Source organism: Psychrobacter pygoscelis (assembly GCF_004335015.1).
In the GTDB taxonomy this organism is placed as follows: Bacteria; Pseudomonadota; Gammaproteobacteria; order Pseudomonadales; family Moraxellaceae; genus Psychrobacter; species Psychrobacter pygoscelis.
Genome location: NZ_RQRU01000001.1, coordinates 159,374 through 181,649 on the forward strand (window position 1 = coordinate 159,374; position 22,276 = coordinate 181,649).

A 22,276-nucleotide genomic window follows, 5' to 3' on the forward strand; every position below is an offset into this window, starting at 1 on the left:
TGAGGGTAAAGAGCTTTCTACCACTGAGAGAGTTGCGGGGAGAAATATACTTTTTAGAAACGACCTAACAATATAGCTGCCCATTAATATTAGGTCTATTAGAAACTTATAGGTATTTATTATGCAATTTCACCATTCTATTTTACATCGTTCAATCACCTTTGCCTTGACAGCAGTCCTTGCCAGCATAACCTTGACTGGTTGTGGTGGCAGTGCCGATGAGCGCAAAGAAAGTTTATACACCTCTGGTCATGATCATCACGAGCACGATGGACATGACCACGACGGTCATCACCACGATCATGACGGCCACAATCATAACTATGATGATGACGCAGGCTCAGTGAATACTAATAAACGCTATCCTTATAAAGGCGATTATCCATTATCAGCTAGGACATTAGTTGCAAACTCTCTACAATTTTCAAAATTGACCAGCAACCCTACCCTACCCGTGATCGTGGGTATTGCCAATGGTCAACCTTACTATGCTGTTAACATCACCGATGAAAGCATTGCCAATCCTATTAAACCATTAGAAGACTGGATTGCGGACGCTAATGTGGTGGACATAACGAGTTTGGGACTAAATGTCTATGTGCTTGATGATAAAAACCGTTTGTCAGTTTTTGGCAGTCATGGCGACCACTTTCATGGCCACGGCGACCCAAGCACGTTAAATACCATTGCTATCAATAGCACCTTAAACTTTGTCAGCAACCCCAATCAAAAACTGCCTTATGTCTTTGATAGCACCAAAGGACAGCTACTACAGATTGTGCAAGATAAGGACTTTAACAGCCAAGCTATGGCGACCAACATTGGTGGTCAACAGTCTATTTTGGACTTTACCCCTGAGCATATTACTTGGGTTGGAGCAGTGGTTAACGAGGCTAGCAAAAAAGAAACCCTTGCTCACCACCCTGAGTCCGGCACACAGTTTGACAGCTTAGAACAAGGTCGCTGGATTGTGGCAGGCAAAACCAATACAGGTGAGCAAAAGCTAGCGGTTATTAAGGCCAATTTGGCAGGCAATGCCGAACTCAGCAAAAATGACATCATCAGTAGCACCAGTATCAATTTTCCCATTACTGGTTTAGCAAGCACTGCCAATCATCGCTATGCTGTACTAATTAGTGATAATGATGATGACAGCAAAGATCAGTTAACTTTCCTAGATGGTGGGCTTTATCTACAGTCGCACGGTGATCATAGCGACCCTGTGATTGCACCGCCAAACTGGTCACCAAAAACCATCAAAAAGCCTAATCCAATAGCGACCAGCTATCGCAATAGCCTAGAAAAATACAGCACCAGCTCAGCGATTGCCTTTGCAGGTGATAACAGCACCGCCGCAGGATTTGTGGTCTTTGATGAATATGAATTGGCCGACGCAAAGGCCCTTGATTACCATCAACTAACTGATGTCAAAACCGCTGGTAACCCTGCTCAGACGCATATTGTCGTTGAACCAACAGGTTCACAAGTTCTGGTGGCGATTGCAGGGCAGATTTTGGGCTATGAGAAAAAAGACGGGCACTATCAACCACTAAAACAAACCTCACTGACTTGTACCACGCCTCAAGCCTTATTGTCACATCCCAATGGCACGCTACTTAGCTGTGACGATGGCTTATACGATGTACAGCTGGGCTATAACAAAGCTCAATTAAAAACCTTGGCATTTAAAGATGCGGGCATTGATAACCAATCATTGCTTGATAGCTTACAAACTGCTCCCTCAGCGGTTGAGTTTGACTATGACAACCCCAGCCAAGAAAACGTACAAAAATATCTAGCAGGGGTCAGTACATTAACCCTATATGACGACACCAACCCTTTGCAGGTTAACGGCTTGCAGTATTTTACTGGGGTTAAAGAGTTGTATTTGGATTATGCTCCTGTGCCTGATACCTCATTGATCGTTAGCCAATTCTCTAACGTAGAAGTCTTAAGTGTGGCTGGCACAGGTATTCGTAATTATGACTTTTTGGCACAGCTCCCCAAACTAACCAGCATTAACTTATCTGATAATTTTGTTGACCACAGCGAAAGCAATGTCGATAAACCTGCCACTGATTTAAGCTTTTTAAGCCGTTATCCCCATTTAACCAAAGTATCGGCGGATAGTAACAATGTGCAGAAAATTGACTTTGTCAAAAATATGCCAAAGCTACAAGTGCTAAACCTCAACTACAACGCCATCAGTGATGCCAGTGCGTTATCGAGCCTAACAGCACTAACTGAACTAGGGTTAATGGAAAATCAGCTGACCACACTGCCGGTATTGAGCCAAAACCATGAGCTAAAAACCGTCTATTTGACTGGCAATCAATTAACCAACTTATCTGCCTTTGCTAACTTGCCAAAGCTTGATTTACTAAAAGCAGACTATAACCAAATCAACAGCTTAGCAAATTTGGTGCAAGTACCTATGCTTAAGACCTTAGAGCTGAACTCTAACAAATTGGACAATACCGCCAAAGCTGACATTGACCGCTTAGCCAATGCAGGTACAACGCTGAGCATCTATGCCAATCCTGTTGCCAAAAGCTACGGAAAAGATGTGGTTAAGGGCAAGCAATAGACCCCATCTATTTTTCAAAATTTATTTACCGATTAATAAATAGGATAATGTTATGTCACGCAAAAACCCATTAACCAACGCTGTCACTTTGGCACTATTGGCAGGTTTGACTGTCAGTCCCCTAAGTGGTTGTGGCTCATCGGAAGACCGAGCTAATGCCACCTCTGGGCATGATCATCATCACCATCATCATGACCCAGAAGTGGCGGCAGAAATTGCTCAGGGACGACTACTTATTGCTGACCAAGACAGTGATACAGCCTACGTCTACAGCCTTGCTCAAAACAAAATTATCCAAACCTTTGCAAATGCTGGACACATTGACGCCCTACAAACCAGCCCTCAAGGTAAATATGCCTTGAGCCTTGATCGTAAAAATAACCAAGTGAACTTTTATCACAGTGGCTTGCGCGTCGAAGACCATGGTGATCATGATCACGCCTATGCAGGGGATGTCCGAAAAGTATTACTACAACTCAACTACGCAACGCCTAATCACTACCAAACTCATGGCACACAAGCTGGATTATTTTTTGATGGTAAAGGCGAACAAGGTAATCCAGTTGATCAGTTTAAACAGCAAGCAGGCTTTGTACTGGTCACTGATGAAGATATTGATGCCGGCAAACTGCCTTATCAAAAACTCAACAGCAACATGCATGGTACTGCTGAGGCTCAAGGAGAATATGTCATTACCACTGCCCGCCTAAATACGGTAGGCAGCCCACTGGCAGACAGCCTTGTGGTCTATCATCAGCACCATGACCATTACCACAAGCATCAAGATTTAACTACCGCTTGCCCTAGCCTTCATGGTAGCGGTAGTGCAGGTGATTACAGCGTATTTGCTTGTAGCGATGGTGTGGTCAGCGTACATAAAGTTGGCGATGAGTTTAGCTCAGAAAAACTACCAAACCCAATGAGTATTGCTAATACTCTATGTCAGCGTCCCAACCGACCTGCCAGCCCTTCTCGTATCGGCTCCTTTGCTACCAGCCCACACCATGAGTTTTTGGTCGGTACAGCATGTGGTCAGCCGCATCTGATCAACCCCACTACAAAAGCTTTTACCTCCATTACTTGGACGACAGACAAAAACCGTAAAGTATTAAGCTATGAGTTTGATCGCTCTGGTAACTATCTACTATTGCTTGATGACTTAGGCAAGGTGACCATTTTAGACGTGGCCCAAAACTTTAAACCCATCAAAACGCTTGATGTCATCACCGATGGCGTTGCCGATGGTGGACACGGTGGTCCTACCTTAGTGGTTAACCCCAACAGTGATGATGTCTATGTGTTAAATACGGCTAAAAAACAAATTGCCGTCATCGACCCCAAAGCTGCCACTTTAAAACCAACCATTGACTTAGCATTCACCCCCTCTGAATTGACATGGTTTGGGGTAATAAAGAAGGGGTAATAAAAAATAAGTAAATCGCGATAACAAATTTTGTTGTCTCATTAATTGCTTTTTATAATAAAAACCAGTGTTCGCACTGGTTTTTGTTATTTGTCCCTAAAATCAGGATAAGCACTCCTATATACATAAAAAAGCCCTACCATGAGAGACTGAGAGTCATGACAAACGAGCAAATCAAGATAGGGCTAAAACTATGTAAGCCCGCGCTTTAGTACTATAGTCAGTCTATTTTAGATTTATGCCAGCGACTTTTTTTACGTAGTAGTTTTAAATAAGCTCAACTACATATGGCAGCTGACTATCCACCTGTTTTGCTAAGTCGTCACAGGGGTAATTGCCATTAGCTTAGTCAAGGCTTATAGATACGAAAATCCCCTTACACAGCAGGCATAATGTTAATGCGTTCAGTGTAAGAGGATTACGCTGGGTGAGACTTAAAGCGCTCACAATCAGAAAAACACAATTATTTCACTGTTTAATTAGTTATTTTTCTCTCTATTTTAGAGACTTTATTGGCCGCTGTGCTTAGAGCGGTAATGAGGGGATCAAGGTATTTGTAATATGACTCATTCACCAGTTCGGCTGTTGCTAAATCTACATGGCGTTTACAATCAAAATAATCGAATACCGCCTGTGCTGCTTGTTTACCAGAAGTGGCTGCTTGCTCCATGGTTGGAATTTTCCAACGCCCTTTTACTGAGATAATCTCACCCGCTAAAACAATATTATTCCACTGTGTTTTGGTTTCAATTTTTGCATCGTCCGCATTACGAATATAAATCTGGGTTAGATTTACCCAGCGCTTACCATTATCTTGCTCGATGCCCATTTCCGCTGTTTCAAGCTCGGCATATGGTTGCCAATTATCAGTATAAATTAAGTTGATGGGGTCGATAACGCCTGTAGCAGCAATTTGTTGATACTGCTGTTTATCAGTAATGCCAAGCTGATATAGAATTTCTTCTTTAGCCTCTTCTGGAGTACATTCCATAAAACGCTTACCATAAAGTGAGCCTTTATTAAATGGCGAGCTACAGGTAGCGGATAGATTATAATCATGACCCTCAGGAAACTCTACATCTTGCCAGAAGCCGCCTTTGTGCTGTATTTGAAACACAATATTCCATGGTGCATCAAAACATAAGCTATAAGATTTGCCCATAAATGGCTTGAATACTTCTGGTATCTCTTGCAAAGGATATTGAGTGCCAAATGACCATTCATCGTTAAATGGTTTTTTGACTTCTGGCAATAATCCAAGCTTCCATATTACCTCATGCGGTAGGGCAATCACGGCGGCATCAAAGTATTGCTTCTCTAAGGCTTCAAGGTCTTCTACGGAGGTCTTATCAGTTAATAGTGGATTAACTGACACGTCAATGCTAATTCTATCTTGAGATGTGTGCTCTGAGTTATTGAGTTGCTCATCACTTGGAGCCTCAGTATGACGATGTAAGTTGAGTATGTGGGTATTATTATAAAACTTTACCCCACGTTGTTTTAGTGTTTCAACCAATGCGTCTATTACTTCAGACGTAGGCCGATTGAAGCAGTAAGATTTTGATGGTTCACCAGCGGGCAATGTAGGGGCTTCAGTCATAGGCAAAAACATAAGTACAAAGCTATCCATAATATCGACGGCTTTACTATGCATTCTAGCGCCAGTGAGAATACCAAACCAGTTGGTAATAAACTGCCGGGTATGCTCATCAAAGTCATCTATCCCAAGAAAGTCGCCCGCCTTTTCATATTCCATTTTTTGGCGTTGCTCTTCACTGGCGTTGACGTGGTGTACGATACGTTGAACCAATTGCAGCATATTCTTTTTATTGAGATCGAATGCCTCAATCATATTTTCAATAGTTTGCAAATCGATGGCTTTACGTCTATCTACTGAGATACGGCGGCCACTATGGCTCTCTACATTATCACTTTTACCGCGGTTATCCTTTTTAGGTTCGCTTTGATAAAACTGATAGTCGTCAACAGGTGTTAAGGTATGCAATAAGTTGGCGCGACTAAAAATATTAAATAATGAGAAATAAGTAGCGCCTAATGCTCGAATGGAATGCTCTTCAAAACGCTGTTCTTTAGCATTAAAGTAGCCAATCATCTTGCCACCGCACTGCTCTTTTGACTCGACTACTGTGATATCAAGATTGGGGTCTTCAGATAATTCAAAAGCGGCGCTAAGCCCAGATATACCACCACCGGCAATGAGTACTCTTTTTTTATGAGTTTCAGTGCAATTTGCTGCATTACTAGAAGTATTTGGCATAAGTTCTCCTTATACTTTTCTAGGGTTTATCATTTATTGTCTTTCTTCCCTTGCTAAAAAGAGAAGTTTCTATTATTTGACGGTCACGCTAGACCGCAAGGGTTTGTTTTTACTACATTAATATCTCTAAATTTATTCATGAATGTTTTTTGTTTAGTCTCATTTGCAAATACTGTCACATGGGATGACGTCGTTATGAGCATCAATTTTATTGTTACCACAAGCTGGCTGTTGCTACGCTGACACATCATGACACTTGCCCACAAGTTTTTTAGTCAAACAACCCCACCCAAACCAGCAAATATCTAGGCTGCAAACTGGCTGATTAACAGGGTCATAACCTAATTTTAGACAAGGTTGTTGCAGCCTTAGGTGCCATAGCTTTTATTAGCTGCGTCAATCTCCGTGATTTTTAACTAATTTTCTAGCCCATACCGTCTCTTTCATAATCTCGTTGCTTCCGCCATTGGCTTCTGAGCGCGTGCGTCCGCGTACAGACGGGCGATTGGCTCTTCCATCATGTATCAGTGACCACCGAATGGCTTTATACACTCGTCCATAGCTCGGTACGGCTTTTTGGTGACGGCGTATTTAATAAGCGCAGCATGAGGGACAGACAGCTTTTCTTCTAGCAGCGCCTCGACCACAGCACTGGTCATCACTTGGCAGGCGAAGTAATCGGCACAGCATTCAGCCAACTTAAAGCGCGTATTTTGCAATTCCTAGATGGGTTTTCCGAAGCCTTCACGCTCTTTGTTATAGTCAAATGTCAATTCAATGGTCAGACGCATGGCAGCAATACCAGTCAGACCGATGCTTAAACGCTCACGGGGCAACTCTTGCATCAGCTGGATAAATCCTATGCCTTCAATACTGCCCAATAAGTTTTTTGTGGTGCGCGCATGTTCGTGAAATGCAGCTTTGAGGTATCCTGAGCCATAAGACCAATCTTTTTTAGATTGCGGCCACGACCAAAGCCTTCCGTCTTGTCGGTTTCAACTACGATAAGGGAGATTACCTATATGTACACAACGACAGTTAGCTTAAATTAGTGCTCAACGTAAAACTCTCTCACAATATGTGGCTCTCTTATGAAGAAATGAGCGGATAAATCGTTATTCTTTTTAGGAAAGTACTTAAGATAGCATCATTCATTAAAAACAATTATATTGTTGCGTCGTAAGTAAATAGAGGTTTAGTTTAAGTTCTAAAAAGCTAATAGCACCTCTTTTTTTGCGTTTTAACCATCTATGTTTTACAAGGGAAACAAATGTTAGTCAACGAAGCACTATTAGGCGAAGTCAAAGAGTGGCGCAAACAAATTCATAGTCAACCTGAGCTTGGTTTTAAAGAGTTTAAAACCTCATCGTTTATCATAGAAAAGCTACAATCATTTGGGATTGAAGTTCATCAGGGACTAGGTGGTACCGGAGTAGTCGGTACATTAAAGAACGGTACAGGTCCGACTATTGGAATCCGAGCAGATATCGATGCTTTACCCATAAAAGAGCTAAGTGATGTCGCTCATAAGTCTACTCATGAAAACTGTATGCATGCCTGTGGTCATGATGGACATACCTCTATCTTGCTAGGTACAGCAAAGCATCTTAGCGATAACAAGAACTTTAGCGGAACGATACATTTTATATTTCAACCTGCTGAAGAGGTTTTAGGTGGTGCAAAGGCCATGATTGATGACGGGCTATTTGATAAGTTTCCTATGGACGCTGTCTATGGATTACATAACTGGCCAGGGCTGCCTGTGGGAGAGATTGCAGTCAATAATGGGCCTATGATGGCATCTTTTGATACTTTTGAAATTACTCTGACTGGTAAAGGTACTCATGCAGCAATGCCACATCTAGGCGCTGATCCAATTGCAGCAGGAGCAGCTTTGATCACCAATATCCAATCTATTATCTCTCGTAGAGTATCACCACTCCAAGCCGGCGTGATTAGTGTGACACAGATGAATAGCGGTGATACAACTAATGTTATTCCTGAATATGCGTTCTTAAAGGGGACAGTTCGTAGCTTTGATATGGATGTACGTCAATCCATGCAGGATATGCTCGTAGAAATGGTGGCCACGTTACCTTCTCTATACGGCGTAAAGGGGGAGATTGACTATCACGTTCGCTATCCAGTAACTACCAACAACAGCCAAGCGTATCTTGATATTAAAGATGCTGCTAGCAAAGTTTTGGGCGCTGACAAAGTAAAAACCAATGTAGAGCCATCAATGGCGTCTGAGGACTTTTCATTTATGAGTCAAAAAGTTAAAGGCGCATATTTTTGGTTAGGTGTAGATGGTAGCACGCCCTCTAAGCCATTACATAATGCATCTTATGACTTTAACGACGAAGCAATTGAGACAGGTATCAAGGTATGGGTGTCTTTAATTGAGACTTTATTACCAAAGACATCATCATAGATAAGAGACTATTAAAGGTACCTAGTATAGTCAATCCATTTTAGATTTGACACAAAGGCGCTGGAATGAATTTACGGCCACCTCAGCCACCTTATGGCCTCTAGCCAGTAAATTTATACCAGCCAATCTTTTATGTATCAGTTTTAAACAGGATTAACTATACCAACCTAAAAGGGCATTTATATGAATAATAATGGTGTACTACCACCTACAATGACTAAGCACCTACTCGATTGGAAGCTACATTTACTTGCTATTACCGTATCACTGCTGGCTGAGTGGATAGGCATTATAAAGATTCCTATTGGTATAGGTATATTAGTGTTACTACCTCTACTATACGCATTTATCTTTGCAATCTTATTAAATCCTAATGTTATACCTTCAATGAAGGCTGTAATCACCAAAAAACGTGCAATGTTTGCAAGTTATGCCATTCTGCTAAGTATCATGCCATTTATTGCTAAATTTGGCGTTGGCGTTGGGCCAAATATCGAAGAGATAATAGCTGCAGGGCCAGCTTTACTTTTACAAGAACTGGGGAATGTTGCCACGGTTCTTATTGCTTTACCTGTTGCTGTATTGGTCTTTGGCATGGGGCGTGAAGCTATCGGTGCCACTCACTCAGTTGCTCGTGAGCCTAACGTAGCACTAATTGCTGATAAGTATGGACTTCAAAGCGCCGAAGGTATCGGTGTAATGGGGGTCTATGTAATGGGCACATTATTTGGTGCGATATATTTTTCGTTAATGGCAGGCGTCATTGCCTCAATGGAAATTATGGATATTCGTGCTCTAGCAATGGCCTGCGGTATAGGTAGTGGCAGCATGATGGGGGCGTGCTCTGCGGCTCTAGCTGAGACTATACCCTCACAAGAAGAAACTATTACTGCATTTGCAGCTACTTCTAACTTGCTGACTTACGCCACAGGGCTGTTTGTTAGTTTATTTATTGCTCTGCCTTTTACAGAATTTTTCTATAAAGTTATCAGTAAATTTAAGAAGAATCAGGATTCAGCAGCTATTAGCGAAACAGATCTCAGCAAAGCTATAGAAGAGCCAGCAAGTCTGACAACCTTGCAATCTTTTATTCTGCTCATTGTTATATGTGGGGTGCTACTATTGAGCAACTGGGTAGGACAAGGTGTCAATCCAATTGACGCCCTACCCGCTATGTTGATTTTGTTTGCTTGTTGTATTATTGGGATTTTATTAAAACGATTTATCCCAGTTAACATTCCTGCTATTGCTTGGATATCCGTTGCAGCTATTTTAATCTCATTACCACAGTTCCCATTCAGTGAGTACGTTTTGGCTCAGACGGATAAGCTCGGTACACTACAGCTATTAACGCCTGTGCTTGCTTATGCAGGTTTTGCTATCTCACAAACAGAAGTAGATCTATTCAAAAAATCTGGATTCAAAATTGCAATTGTCGCCATACTTACCTTTACGGGTACTTTTTTAGGGTCCGCTGCAATCGCACAATTTATGCTTTAACCCTTAAGATGAATACGAAAATCATTCATTGTTTTTAGACTAAAAAAGAGCTGATTAACTCAGCTCTTTTTTTGGATAGTGGTATGCCTTTCTTCGCAAAAGTCTTATCAAGACTAATTTAATAAATACTCATCTAATATCAGTTGAGTCATAATGAGACCACTAAAGATATCTAGACTCTAGTTACACTCACATCTTCTCGCTCACTACTACGAACTTATAGTCGGCCGACAATAAAACCATCATGGTGTCATCCTCACCAGTCATACTACTGTATAGGCTGCGCTCGGCTTCCTTGCACCAATACTATTGTGGATTGACTATAGCAATCATAGGTTAACTACCGCCAAAGCGCCTCAGCCTTAATCAGACTTCGATCAATAACAGGATAATCACTAAACGTTAAAGTAAAGCCATCATCTTCAGTCGTCAAAGTACAGGTTGATCCTAGCGGGAAGCTATGCTTGCGCGCGACATGACCAAACGGCACACCGGTCAAGACAGGCAGACCCGTCACTTGACGCAGCTGCATTATTACCTCCGTCATATCATACCTATCATCATAGCTGTCGGTACCAATATTGCTAAACGCCCCTAGCACGATCGCTTGTTGCCCCTTAAAGGCTCCTGCCAGATACAAGCTATACAGCATGCGCTCAATGCGGTAAGTCTGCTCACCCACATCTTCTAAAAATACAATACCGCCCTCAGGCTTGGGTAGATAGGCACTCCCTGCCAGCGCTGACACCACACTTAAATTACCGCCCCAAAGCGTGCCGGTGACGCGAGTCTCAGACGGACTGCGCAAATGTAGTGCAGTATCTGACATTGTTAGCGTTAAGGCAGGATTAGTGAGGGCCTCTACAAAGCCTTGACAGCTAATAGGATCTGGCTGTGATTTGCCAAACTCACTATAGAGCATTGGCGCTGCTAGGCTACTCATCGTCCCTTGAGCCAGTAGTGCACACTGCACAGCAGTGACATCACTAAAGCCTGCCATAATAGTGCCCTGCTCTTTCATCACGCGACCAAGAGCCGGCCAGTCCACCATAGGCAATAGTCGCATCGCCCCATAACCACCACGCACACCAAGCAGTAATTTTGGTGCTGCGACAGCGCCAGTTGCGATATTCTGTAAGTCACTAGCACGCTGACTATCCGTGCCAGCAAAGCGCAAAAACTGTCGCTGGGTTACCGTAGGGTTCTGAATATCAAACCCCGCACAGCGCAGCCGCTCAATACTAAGCTGATTACGACCTTCATTCTCTCCTTTATTGGAGCTGGCAAACAATCGAGTGGCAATAGTGGCCGCCGCACAAGATGCTAACGGTGCATCTGTAGCTAAGGCAGAGGCGTTGGCAGCAGCAATTTCTTGCCTTGTAGTAGAAGCAAGGGGCGTAGCAGCGGCTCTACTAGCGACGGCAGCAGCCCCAATACTTAACGCAGCTTTACTGAGAAACTGACGACGGCTTAGCGTACCTTTGCTAGCAGCCAATGATAAAGCACGGTTGTCTGAATGTTGGTCAGTGCCTGTCATTGTAGTGTGTCTTGGCTCATCTGCAGGCTGAATAGAAGTAGGCATAAACCACCATCAAGTTTTTGGTTATTTTTTGGTTGTTTTTTAGGTATTAAGCGTCATTGCGCCATCAATCAGGCACATCAAATCGAGATTTGTCAGGATTAATGCCAAAGGAGAAGACAAAAGTCGCCACCAAGGAATTGACCACTATAAATGCGATATCCGCGGTCTGATGAGCCAACACTAGCTTTCCAAGTAGCCAAGATACGATAAGCATAATGACAAAAAATGCTGCCATATAGCTTAAGATAAGTGGATGAGTGAAACTATAGGGTACCTTAGGGTCATACTTTTTATCTAAAATATGCATATGAATCGCCCAACCTATGGCGTAGGCAATGGCACCCAATATGACATAACTAACAAATCCCACGACAAACCTCTCATATGAATTGATAAAAAGAAGGTAATTAAGGAATTAGCAGCTTAAGGCTATTGCGCTTGCTGCTCATCCACTGGCTTGATGACGATATCGGCATGCGGATCAGCCAAAATATCGGTATTTACCTCATCACAGTCAACTTTATATATCGTATTAGCCCCTTGGTAGATGTAAGACAGATACTCACTATCAAGCAGTGGGTCAATATTGGCATAAGCACTCTTGACGTGCGCCAATACTAAGACGCGATCTGGCCGTGCCAGCATAGCGTCAATATTGTTAGGATCAATTGAGAAAAACTTCTGCACCATAGTCAGCGGTACTGCTTCTAGAGGCTCAGGGTCATCCCAGATACGATGGGCGCGCTCAGGCTCTTTCATTTGCATGACATAAGCACCAGATTGCTGGCTAACCTTAATCTGCGCCGGCTCTCCATAGCTGACGGTATAGCAACCAATAAAGCTCTCAAGATTTGACTGACTCTCTGGACTTCGGGCTTCTGATTCATCACTTGCACTGCTCGGGCTTTGATTGCAAGCAGCAAGGAGTAGACTACTTGAAATCAGGCAGCCGGTTAAGACCGCTCGAGTCATGCGAAATGAGCAACAAGAAGAAAGGGTAGATTGGAACAGCTGGCTAAAGGCGGGCATAAACTCACGCTAAAATCGATGATAGAAAGGTACTATATTAACAAATATCCCAAAATATCTATATAGATATTGTCCTTTTACTAAAGAGCATCAACTACATGTCACACTGCTCTCTTATTATTAACTGCTCTAAGTTAACGGCTACTCAAGCAAAAGCTGCCACATTAACGGCTTGCATTAAAAAGCCAATTGGTGCTTTATTTGTCACTATAGCTTCATAAAACAGCCATTAGGTTTTATAATCCCTATCTAGCCGCTGTCTAGAACTGTGCCAAACTACAGTAAATTATCCAAAACCAAACCTAAAGAGTAACTATGTCTATGCCCGATGCGTCCGTACTAGATGCCAAAGCCAATACCACCATCGCCTTTACAGATGGCGCCTGTAAGGGCAACCCTGGGGCTGGGGGTTGGGGAGCTTATCTGGTATTTGCCGATGGCCAGACCGAGGCCTGGTGCGGCGGAGATAGCGCCACCACCAATAACCGCATGGAGCTGATGGGTGCAATTTACGCCCTCATTAATAGCCCAACAGACAGCACGTTAGAGATCTGGACAGATTCTAGCTATGTCAAAAATGGTATCACTCAGTGGATTGATGGCTGGAAGAAAAAAGGCTGGAAGACCGCTAACAAAAAGCCAGTCGCCAATCAAGACTTATGGCAGCAGTTGGATGAATTACGTCAAGCGCGCGATGTGAGTTGGCACTGGGTTAAAGGCCATGCTGGTCATGAAGGCAACGAAAAAGCCGATGCGCTCGCCAATCTCGGTGTCGAGAGAGTATTAGCGGGCAATCCTGATCCCTATAATACTATAGCTGCTACAAATACTCAGTCTACAAAAGAGGTAAAAAAAAAACCCTGAAGCCCCTGAAAAGGACGATTGGTTAACTTTTGATCCATTAGGCTTAGACATGGCAGATGAGCTGCTTGAAGAAGAAGCAGACGAGCGATTAGATAATGACTTAGCAGAACAAGCCAATAGCGACCAAGATGCAGTGGTTAATAAAACTACTGTAGTGGATGAAACGACCACACCCAATGAGACTGCCACGCTAAGCTATTCTCCAACAGAAATGACAGATACGCTACCGCAAACTCTTTTACCCAGCGCCCCATTAAATGATAATACGCCTATGACCCAAGATATCTCTAGTCTTCCTAATGCTGCTTTTGCTGAGCCGCAGCGCCAAGAAGTCACTCAAGCTAATGACAGGCATGACATAAGTGACACGCCAGTTGCTTTCGATGGTGATACTAGCCGCGCCAATCCGCACTTTGTACCGCTACTGCCCGACCCTATCAATCAGGGCAAAGATGCCCGGCAGCTGATTATGGATACAGAGACCACGGGGTTAGATGCGAGTAAAGGTGACCGTATTATTGAAGTCGGTATTGTGGAGATGGTCGGTCGCAAATTTACCGGTGAGAAGCTACACGTCTACATCAACCCAGAACGTGGTATGGATGAGGATGCTATCCGCATTCATGGGATCTCTGAGGCGTTCTTGCAAGATAAGCCTAAATTCGCCGACGTCGCACAGCAGCTATTTGACTTCATGGCAGGTGCAGAGGTCATTGCGCACAACGCCCCATTTGATATTGGCTTTTTGACTATGGAGTTTGATAAAGTCGGCTTAACAGGCTTCGCTGACGCGGTCCAAGTCACTGACTCACTAGTGATGGCCAAGCATCAATATCCAGGTCAAAGAAACACTCTAGATGCACTGGTCAAACGCCTTAATGTCGGTAAACAAGATCGAACCTTTCACGGTGCATTACTCGATGCTGAGATTTTAGCTGAAGTATATTTGGCCATGACCGGTGGTCAGGTTGCCCTTGCTATCGATGAAGAAAACTATAGTGAAGGTGGCGGCGCTCATGCTCGCTTTGAGCATCTTGCTAGCAAGCTAGTGACCTCCTCTACCGACGTAGCGGCACATCAAGCTTGGCTCAATGAGCTAAATCAACAGTACCCAGCGCTCAACGAGGTTTGGGATGCTTAGGGTTTAATGCTTATTAGGGCTGTCTAGATTTATCTTTGCCAGTCACTACTAATTTATGGCGATCAATATCATACTCTTAGCTTGTAGTGATATTATTAAGGCTAGGATTAGCAATGATCGCTATCAATTAACAATGGCAAGTTTGACTGAGCTAAATTTTATAGCCTTAGGGGTCATAAGCTGATTGTAGATAGGTAGATAGATTGTATCTAGAGCTGTTGAATACTAATGAGCAAAATGCTGTAATGAGGGTTGAATGATGATGCCAAGCAACCCATTATCTATTGTAATTACCGTCGATTTAAGCCATAAATCATTGACCAGAAGGTTAATTAAACATTAGCTTAATACCTCATAGACATTACTTTAGAGTAGGTAACTGATAAAATGTTAACAGCAGGCCGCCACAAGCTTAGTATCTAATTGATGACTAACCTAAAAATCCGTCAGGGCAGATAACCATAGTTATCCTAGCTACTGTTCAGTGGCTTTGCAGTGGATTAACTCTATAAGTCTGCGATGAAACACCTCATATAGTGCTTATTAGATAATTATTTTAATCTGGGATAATATGCAGATAAATAACCACCAGAACATCTAGTGGCCGACTCATCAAGGTAAGATGTCATTACAAAGTCAAAACCTAAAGTGCCAGAACAATTTTTATAATATCCTCAACTCTATTGCTCCACTAAACTTAATTGGAATCTTTTACTATGCTGCAGCCATCCGCAACCAACCACCATACCGACGAGCTAGTGCTTTCTGCAACTAACTTTGACCTACCCTCTTTGCACTTGCTGCGTAGTGAAATTGATGTGGCGTTAAAAGATGCTGAAATTCATTTAAGTGAGTTTAACGATGATAGCGATCAGGCACCTTTATTGCTCGACTCTATTGAAGTGTTAAATCAATTGTCTGCCATTTTAGACCTTATTTACTTACGTGGTGCCAGTCATCTGTCCCAAGCCATTGCTGTTGGTCTGCAGCAGTTATACGACAATGGTGATAATAACGACGACGAGCTTATCTTAGATCTTTCAGAGGCGATCATGACCCTTGATCGTTATATAGAGTTTGTACTATTAAAAGAGACCTTTGAGCCATCATTACTGCTACCTATTATCAATAAGCTATACTCGCACCTCAACAAAACGCCTCTAGAAGATGGGTATTTTAATAAGATAAATAATACTCGCGTCTCTATTGTCAATCCTGCACAGAATTATCAGTCTCTATCAAGCCTCGATATTGATACTAAGTTGTTAAGTACAGCTTACCGTGCTGGTTTGGGTGTGGTCCTGACCAATCAAGATGGTCAAGTCACCGCTGCTGAACAAAAGAAGCTGACTGCCATGACCTCTGCTTGTGCACTTATAGCCGCCAAGTCAGACTCACTGTTTTGGCAAGCGGCAACTGCTGTAGTCAGTGATATTGCCGACAGCCTACCCCTTAGCAATACTTACAAGCGCACATTGATATTCTTAGAGCAACAGTTCCATGACTATCTACCTGTCAGCGACAATCGCTTTGCAGATTTGGTCAGCTTAGCCTGTCAGCGTGACCATAAATTGGCACAAAGTATTCAACAAAAATACGCTGATAGACGTCTTGATGACAATCAGCGTACACAAATGAAGCGCTTCTTATTTGGTCCTGATCGTAAGGTCATAGATACCTTAAATGACTTGATCCAAAATGAGATTAGCACTATCAAAGAAAAGGTCGATAATTTAGTGCGCAATGAGGGCCTTCAAGCTGACGCACCTAATGCAGCGCAGATAGCCGATGATATTCTAGCTCTTGGCAAAGCTATGAAGCTGTTAGGGCTTCATGATGCCACTGACGCCTTAACCCAAGCTGCTTCAGCGCTCAAAGCTTGGCAGACCCCGACACCAGAAGACTTTGACCAATTACTTGCGTCAATGATGGTGGCAGAAAATGCTTCGATATTTATGACTAAGTCGCACACACCGGGTGCTGTTAACCTGCCACTGCACAATCACAATATCTCTTTACACCAGCTTGATACTGCTTATGACACCCTCATTCTTGAGAGCCGCGCTAGTATTGTACAAATTGAGCAAGCTATCAGCGAATATCTAGCTGACCCTAGCCATGATAAACAGATTATCTCAAATCTACCTCTGATGATGCAGCAAGTCGCCGGAGCGATTCGCTTTTTACAGCTGCCAGACGCCGCTAGCATGCTCTGTCGGCTTGCCAGCTTTACTGAAGACCATGTTGTGGCCGCGACCTCAGCTGTCGATGAAGAGACTTTTGCGCAGATAGCCAACGTGGTAATGGCAGTAGACTACCATCTCGAAGGCTTTGAGAATAATCATCCTGCCGGCAAACAAGCCATGGTGATCGGTCAGCATAGCTTAAGCAAGCTACTGGCTGCTTAAGCTATGCCCACCCTAAAAACATCAGGGCACAATAAGAGAGCAAAGTAAGAGAGCAATAATGATATCCGCCTTAGTCATAGATGGTGATCAAATCTTATGTGAAAAAACGGCAACCGATTGGTTGCCGTTTGGTTTAAACATACCTGCATCCAGTGACGATCATAAACTTTCAGTAATGGAGTCAGAAGAGGCCGTTAATTCAGAAGGGTTTATTTCGCTCCATCCTACCGATCATGGGCAAAATCAAGCAAAAAATCTAAAGGCTCAAAGTAGCGATCGCATCAGTGCTGCTGTAAGTTTGGATTACCTTAGAGCGCGCCATCTTACTGTACCCAAGTCCGCAAGCTTTATACCTTTTCGTAAGCTAATCATGAGCTTACCCACCGCCTACTATCAAGACTTAAGTGCGGCGATGCAGCTACTACGCTGGCAGGCACACACTCGCTTTTGTAGTCGCTGCGCCGCAGCGCTGACTCCTCATCCCTCTGAGCGCGCTTTACTTTGCGCCAACTGTAAGCTTACTCACTATCCTAGGATTCAGCCTTGTGTCATTACTGTAGTTACCCGCGCTAATCCACAGACTGGTGTCACTCAGATTCTACTGGCGCATCATCATCGCTATGGCAAGCCTGATACCGATCCACAATACGGTCTTATTGCTGGTTTTGTAGAAGTCGGTGAAAGTCTTGAGCAGGCCGTTCAGCGCGAGATTAACGAAGAGGTGGGACTGGCTGTCAGCAATATTCGCTACTTAGGCAGTCAGCAGTGGCCTTATCCGTCCAACCTAATGGCGGCGTTCCAAGCCGAATTTGACTCCGGTGATATTTGCGTAGAGCTGGCAGAGCTGTCACACGCTGACTTTTTTGATATTACTGACTTACCAAAGATACCCTCTAAAGGCTCTATTGCTTTTGAGATAATCCAGCAAGTTATTGAGCAAGATCGGCATTCAGTTTGATTGAGCCTAGTGGCCTCTATCCTTTTACTCTGACTTCTATGTCACTGTGTTATTCTTTATAATGCCTACCTCTTTACTACCATAGTCATCTTATTGGTCACGTTACGCTAGCAAGATGACTAAATAGTTCAACACACTCAATGCGCTCTAGTAACTCATTTTATTCCGACGACTTCACAGGTGATATACTTATTTAATGACGGATACTCTCCATTCGGCCCATTCAGCCCAAACCCCAGCTCGTATTCCTATTATTGAGGAGCGACTCACAGGCTTGCCTCTCTTATTCGATAGCCTACAGCTTGAGTCATTATCGACCCAAGCTCAGAAGCTCATCGCGCAGATTGACGCCTGCTTGCCGCAGACGCAGTGTGGTCTTTGTGACCATCCAGATGGTTGTCTGCCCTACGCGACTGCCATAGTTACTCAGCATGAGCCGTTCAATAAGTGTGTGCCAGGTGGCCAACCAGTGACCGATGCTCTAGCTCAACTACTGGGTCAAGAGACGCTGCCTGCTGCACCATCCAAATGGAAGACTGACGAGATATCTGGCCGACCTGTCGAGGTGCGGGCTGTCATTAGAGAAGCCGATTGTATCGGCTGCACCAAATGTATCCCAGCCTGCCCTGTCGATGCTATTGTCGGTACGGGTAAACACATGCATACTATCTTTACTGACTTGTGTACCGGCTGCGAGCTATGCCTGCCGCCTTGTCCTGTTGACTGCATAGACTTGATTGAAGTCGAGCATTCACCGACTGAGCTAGAGCGAGCTCAAGAGCAAGCTCATTTACGCCAGCGCTATCATACGCATTTAGACCGTGTGGCGGAGCAAATGACCAACCGATCTCGCGCCAAACCTGTCGTCAGTATGGTGGAGGCCAAGCTTGGTAATGTTGCGAATCAAGCCATCGATATTGATGCAGCTGAAGCCAAATCAACGATTGCCGCTGCTAAGCTGCGAACCAAGATCAAAAAACTAGATAAGCAGCTAAGCGTCCGCCCTAACCCTGCCAAGCAAGCTGAACGCGAGCGCCTGCAAGCTGAGCTTGAGACCCTGCTAGATGAGGCATAGCCAGCTAGACCTTTAAATGCTCAGACACACATTCATGACGTCCCTGATTAACGATAGCTTATTGAGATAAGCCTCATTAAAATACTTTTATTGACCACAGCCAGCTGATGTACTGTCACTCTTACCAACAGTTTGCTTGTAAGAGTAACACTCACATTGCCCGCTTAACTCTTATAATAAGATCACCGTATGCCAAAACCTGTCATCCCTAAGACTGCTCAAACACCGCCATCTCGCCGTTTGCCCAACCGCAATGTGCGGCCATTTTTTGAAAAGTTGGCCGCTACCATAGACGAGCCTGTAACTGAGCTTGAATTCAGTAGCAACTTTGAGCTATTAATAGCTGTCATGCTATCGGCGCAAGCCACCGATGTCAGCGTCAATATCGCTACCAAAAAACTCTTTCCAGTAGCCAACACCCCCGAGGCGATTTTGGCTCTAGGAGAGGACGGTTTAAAGACATATATCAAGACCATAGGCCTCTATAACTCAAAGGCCAAAAACGTCATTAAGACGTGCCGCGACTTGATCGAAAAACACAATAGCGAAGTACCAGATACGCGAAAAGAGCTTGAAGCACTCGCCGGTGTCGGTCGTAAAACGGCTAATGTGGTACTAAATACCGCCTTTGGTCAGCCTACTATGGCAGTCGATACCCATATATTTAGAGTCAGTAATCGTACTGGCTTAGCGACTGGAAAGACGGTACTAGCGGTTGAGAAAAAGCTGGTTGAGCGCATTCCGGATGACTTCATCGTCGATGCCCATCACTATTTAATCTTACATGGCCGCTATACTTGTCAGGCCCGAACCCCCAAATGCGGAGCTTGTCCTGTCTTTGAAGAGTGTATGTTTAAGGATAAAATGAAGTTTGCGGAGATCTAACTGTCTAACTGTTGTTTACTAACTATTTTTCGACCACCATTTTTTGCTAACCCTATTTTAAGTCAGCCAATAGTGACAATCGATACGCCCTAGTATGTCTTGTACTAGCATAAAACCATTGAACTGCTGTACCTAACCTTTGGGATAGCTAATGCAAACCATTACCGCTTTAGTATTTAATAACTTTGAGACCCTAGATCTTTATGGTGTGGTCGAGATGTTTGGTCGATTGCCCAAGCAGTATCGACTCCAATTTGCCTCTATCTCGGGTAGTCTTATTCACAACCACCATGGTGTGACTCTACCCACTACTGCGATAGCATCGCTAGAGTACCCCACTGATGTCCTGCTGATAGTCGGTGGTCCTGGGACTCGCGATCTTGTTCATGATAGCGAATTTTTGTACGAGCTTTCTTGTTTTAGTCATACGGCTAACTGGGTACTTAGCGTCTGTACAGGCAGTGCCTTATTAGCCAAAGCGGGAGTGTTAGACGGGTTAAGAGCGACCTCGAATAAACGCGCTTGGCAATGGGTAATCTCGCAATCAGACAGTGTCGTCTGGCAGCCTCAAGCCCGATGGGTAGTTGATGATAAGTTTTATACCTCCTCGGGGGTCAGTGCAGGTATGGATATGACGCTCGGCTTTATCGCTGATAGACATGGTGTAGGTACTGCTCGACAGATAGCCTATGATGTTGAGTACCGTTGGCACGAAGATCGCCACAATGATGAATTTTGTCCGCGGTAGTTTAAAAGGCTTTCACTAGAGTTTTACCTCATTTCACGTTAAAATACGCTACTTTTACTGATTTTTTCTTCGCCTGGTCTCTAGTATTCTTACTGTTATAGGATAGGTAATTAGCGGCCAGTGCCTGCAAATAAGCGACTTCCTGATTATGCGTGATTACCAACTGTTTACCTCCGAATCTGTTAGTGAAGGCCATCCTGATAAAATGGCTGACCAAATATCTGACGCCCTTCTTGATGCCATTTTGCGTGAAGACTTACATGCACGAGTAGCCTGCGAGACCTTGGTCAAGACAGGAGCGGTGGTGTTAGCGGGCGAGATATCGACCACGGCCAATATAGATATTGAGCGAATCGTCCGGGATACGGTCAATGGCATCGGTTATCACCATTCAGATTTAGGCTTTGATGGTGAGACCTGTGCGGTAATCAATATGATCGGTAAGCAGTCACCAGAGATCGCTCAAGGTGTGGATCGGAGCAGACCTGAAGACCAAGGCGCTGGCGATCAAGGCTTGATGTTTGGCTATGCCAGTAATGAGACTGACGTACTAATGCCAGCACCTATTGAGTTTGCGCATCGCTTAATGGAGCGTCAATCAGAGCTACGCCGCTCTGGTGAACTACCATGGCTACGTCCGGATGCCAAAGCTCAAGTCACCGTTCAGTACGATGGCAGCCTACCATCAGCGATTGATGCTGTGGTGCTATCAACGCAGCACGACCCAAGCATCACCCAGTCTGACTTGCAAGAAGCCATTATGGAAAACATCATCAAGCATGTCCTTCCTGCCGATTTGCTTCACGCCGGTACACGATATCATATCAACCCTACAGGTAAGTTCGTCATCGGTGGCCCCGTTGGTGACGCTGGTCTGACTGGTCGTAAGATTATCGTCGACACGTACGGCGGCATGGCCCGTCATGGCGGCGGTGCATTTAGTGGTAAAGACCCCTCCAAAGTAGACCGCAGTGCTGCCTATGCGGGTCGCTATGTGGCGAAGAATATCGTAGCTGCAGGTCTTGCTGAGCGCTGTGAAGTTCAAATAAGCTATGCGATTGGGGTCGCTGAGCCGACCTCTATCTCGGTGAATACTTTTGGTACGGCTAAAGTCGATCATGACACTATTATTGAGCTGATTCGCACCCATTTTGACCTGCGACCTTATGGCATCACCCATATGCTGAACCTATTACAGCCGATGTATCAACAGACAGCGACTTATGGTCACTTTGGCCGCGAAGGCTCTGAGACGGCATTTACTTGGGAAAAAACCGATAAGGCAGAATTACTCAAAGCAGATGCAGGAATTTGACGGTGTAGCGCTCTATTAGACCATTTATAGTTCGCCATTTTTTCACTGT

General features: G+C 44.1%; 14 protein-coding genes and 2 pseudogenes. 11 read left to right on the top strand and 5 right to left on the bottom strand.

Annotation, left to right across the window (positions count from 1 at the left end; genetic code table 11):
- The first annotated feature begins 121 nt into the window (after window positions 1-121).
- The gene (locus tag EGV92_RS00545; protein ID WP_131667274.1) at window positions 122-2,587 is read left to right on the top strand and encodes a leucine-rich repeat domain-containing protein; all 2,466 of its coding nucleotides are present in this window, start codon (window positions 122-124) and stop codon (window positions 2,585-2,587) included.
- Window positions 2,588-2,639: 52 nt separating this feature from the next.
- The gene (locus tag EGV92_RS00550) at window positions 2,640-4,010 is read left to right on the top strand and encodes a hypothetical protein (RefSeq protein WP_131667275.1); all 1,371 of its coding nucleotides are present in this window, start codon (window positions 2,640-2,642) and stop codon (window positions 4,008-4,010) included.
- Window positions 4,011-4,485: 475 nt separating this feature from the next.
- Here the strand turns inward: EGV92_RS00550 and EGV92_RS00555 are convergent, their stop codons facing one another.
- Window positions 4,486-6,288, bottom strand: coding sequence for an FAD-dependent oxidoreductase (locus tag EGV92_RS00555; protein WP_131667276.1), 1,803 nt, complete (start codon window positions 6,286-6,288; stop codon window positions 4,486-4,488).
- A gap of 524 nt (window positions 6,289-6,812) precedes the next feature.
- A pseudogene (locus EGV92_RS14145) lies at window positions 6,813-7,133 on the bottom strand (acyl-CoA dehydrogenase family protein).
- 425 nt (window positions 7,134-7,558) lie between these two features.
- Here EGV92_RS14145 and EGV92_RS00565 point away from each other — a divergent pair.
- On the top strand, window positions 7,559-8,722 hold the full coding sequence (locus tag EGV92_RS00565) for a M20 aminoacylase family protein (RefSeq protein ID WP_131667277.1): 1,164 nt from the start codon (window positions 7,559-7,561) through the stop codon (window positions 8,720-8,722).
- A 183-nt stretch (window positions 8,723-8,905) separates the two neighbouring features.
- Window positions 8,906-10,222 carry a DUF3100 domain-containing protein gene (locus EGV92_RS00570; protein ID WP_131667278.1) on the top strand — a complete coding sequence of 439 codons (1,317 nt, stop codon included), beginning with the start codon at window positions 8,906-8,908 and terminating at the stop codon, window positions 10,220-10,222.
- A gap of 340 nt (window positions 10,223-10,562) precedes the next feature.
- On the opposite strand, the gene EGV92_RS00575 is transcribed toward EGV92_RS00570, so the two are convergent.
- From EGV92_RS00575 to EGV92_RS00585, 3 genes are all read right to left on the bottom strand, one after another.
- A complete protein-coding gene (locus tag EGV92_RS00575; protein ID WP_242678551.1) occupies window positions 10,563-11,804 on the bottom strand; it encodes an LD-carboxypeptidase in 1,242 nt (413 codons plus the stop codon).
- Window positions 11,805-11,868: 64 nt separating this feature from the next.
- Entirely contained in the window at window positions 11,869-12,174 is a 306-nt protein-coding gene (locus tag EGV92_RS00580; RefSeq protein ID WP_131667279.1) for a hypothetical protein, read from the bottom strand.
- A 59-nt stretch (window positions 12,175-12,233) separates the two neighbouring features.
- Window positions 12,234-12,833: a hypothetical protein gene (locus EGV92_RS00585; RefSeq protein WP_242678552.1), complete on the bottom strand. Its 600-nt coding sequence runs from the start codon at window positions 12,831-12,833 to the stop codon at window positions 12,234-12,236.
- 321 nt (window positions 12,834-13,154) lie between these two features.
- On the opposite strand from EGV92_RS00585, the pseudogene dnaQ reads away from it, so the two are divergent.
- From dnaQ to metK, 7 genes and pseudogenes are all read left to right on the top strand, one after another.
- Window positions 13,155-14,838: pseudogene (dnaQ, locus tag EGV92_RS14325) on the top strand (DNA polymerase III subunit epsilon).
- Between the two features lie 716 nt (window positions 14,839-15,554).
- Complete coding sequence (locus EGV92_RS00600) at window positions 15,555-17,246, top strand: hypothetical protein (RefSeq protein WP_131667282.1); 1,692 nt, start codon at window positions 15,555-15,557, stop codon at window positions 17,244-17,246.
- Window positions 17,247-17,304: 58 nt separating this feature from the next.
- Complete coding sequence (gene nudC, locus EGV92_RS00605) at window positions 17,305-18,204, top strand: NAD(+) diphosphatase (protein WP_131667283.1); 900 nt, start codon at window positions 17,305-17,307, stop codon at window positions 18,202-18,204.
- A 196-nt stretch (window positions 18,205-18,400) separates the two neighbouring features.
- Window positions 18,401-19,279 carry an RnfABCDGE type electron transport complex subunit B gene (locus EGV92_RS00610; RefSeq protein ID WP_131667284.1) on the top strand — a complete coding sequence of 293 codons (879 nt, stop codon included), beginning with the start codon at window positions 18,401-18,403 and terminating at the stop codon, window positions 19,277-19,279.
- Between the two features lie 189 nt (window positions 19,280-19,468).
- Window positions 19,469-20,164, top strand: coding sequence for an endonuclease III (nth, locus tag EGV92_RS00615; RefSeq protein ID WP_131667285.1), 696 nt, complete (start codon window positions 19,469-19,471; stop codon window positions 20,162-20,164).
- Between the two features lie 151 nt (window positions 20,165-20,315).
- Window positions 20,316-20,912 (top strand): DJ-1/PfpI family protein, encoded by a 597-nt coding sequence (locus EGV92_RS00620; protein ID WP_131667286.1) that lies wholly within the window; start codon window positions 20,316-20,318, stop codon window positions 20,910-20,912.
- A 148-nt stretch (window positions 20,913-21,060) separates the two neighbouring features.
- Window positions 21,061-22,227, top strand: coding sequence for a methionine adenosyltransferase (gene metK / locus EGV92_RS00625; protein ID WP_131667287.1), 1,167 nt, complete (start codon window positions 21,061-21,063; stop codon window positions 22,225-22,227).
- The last annotated feature ends 49 nt before the right edge of the window (window positions 22,228-22,276 follow it).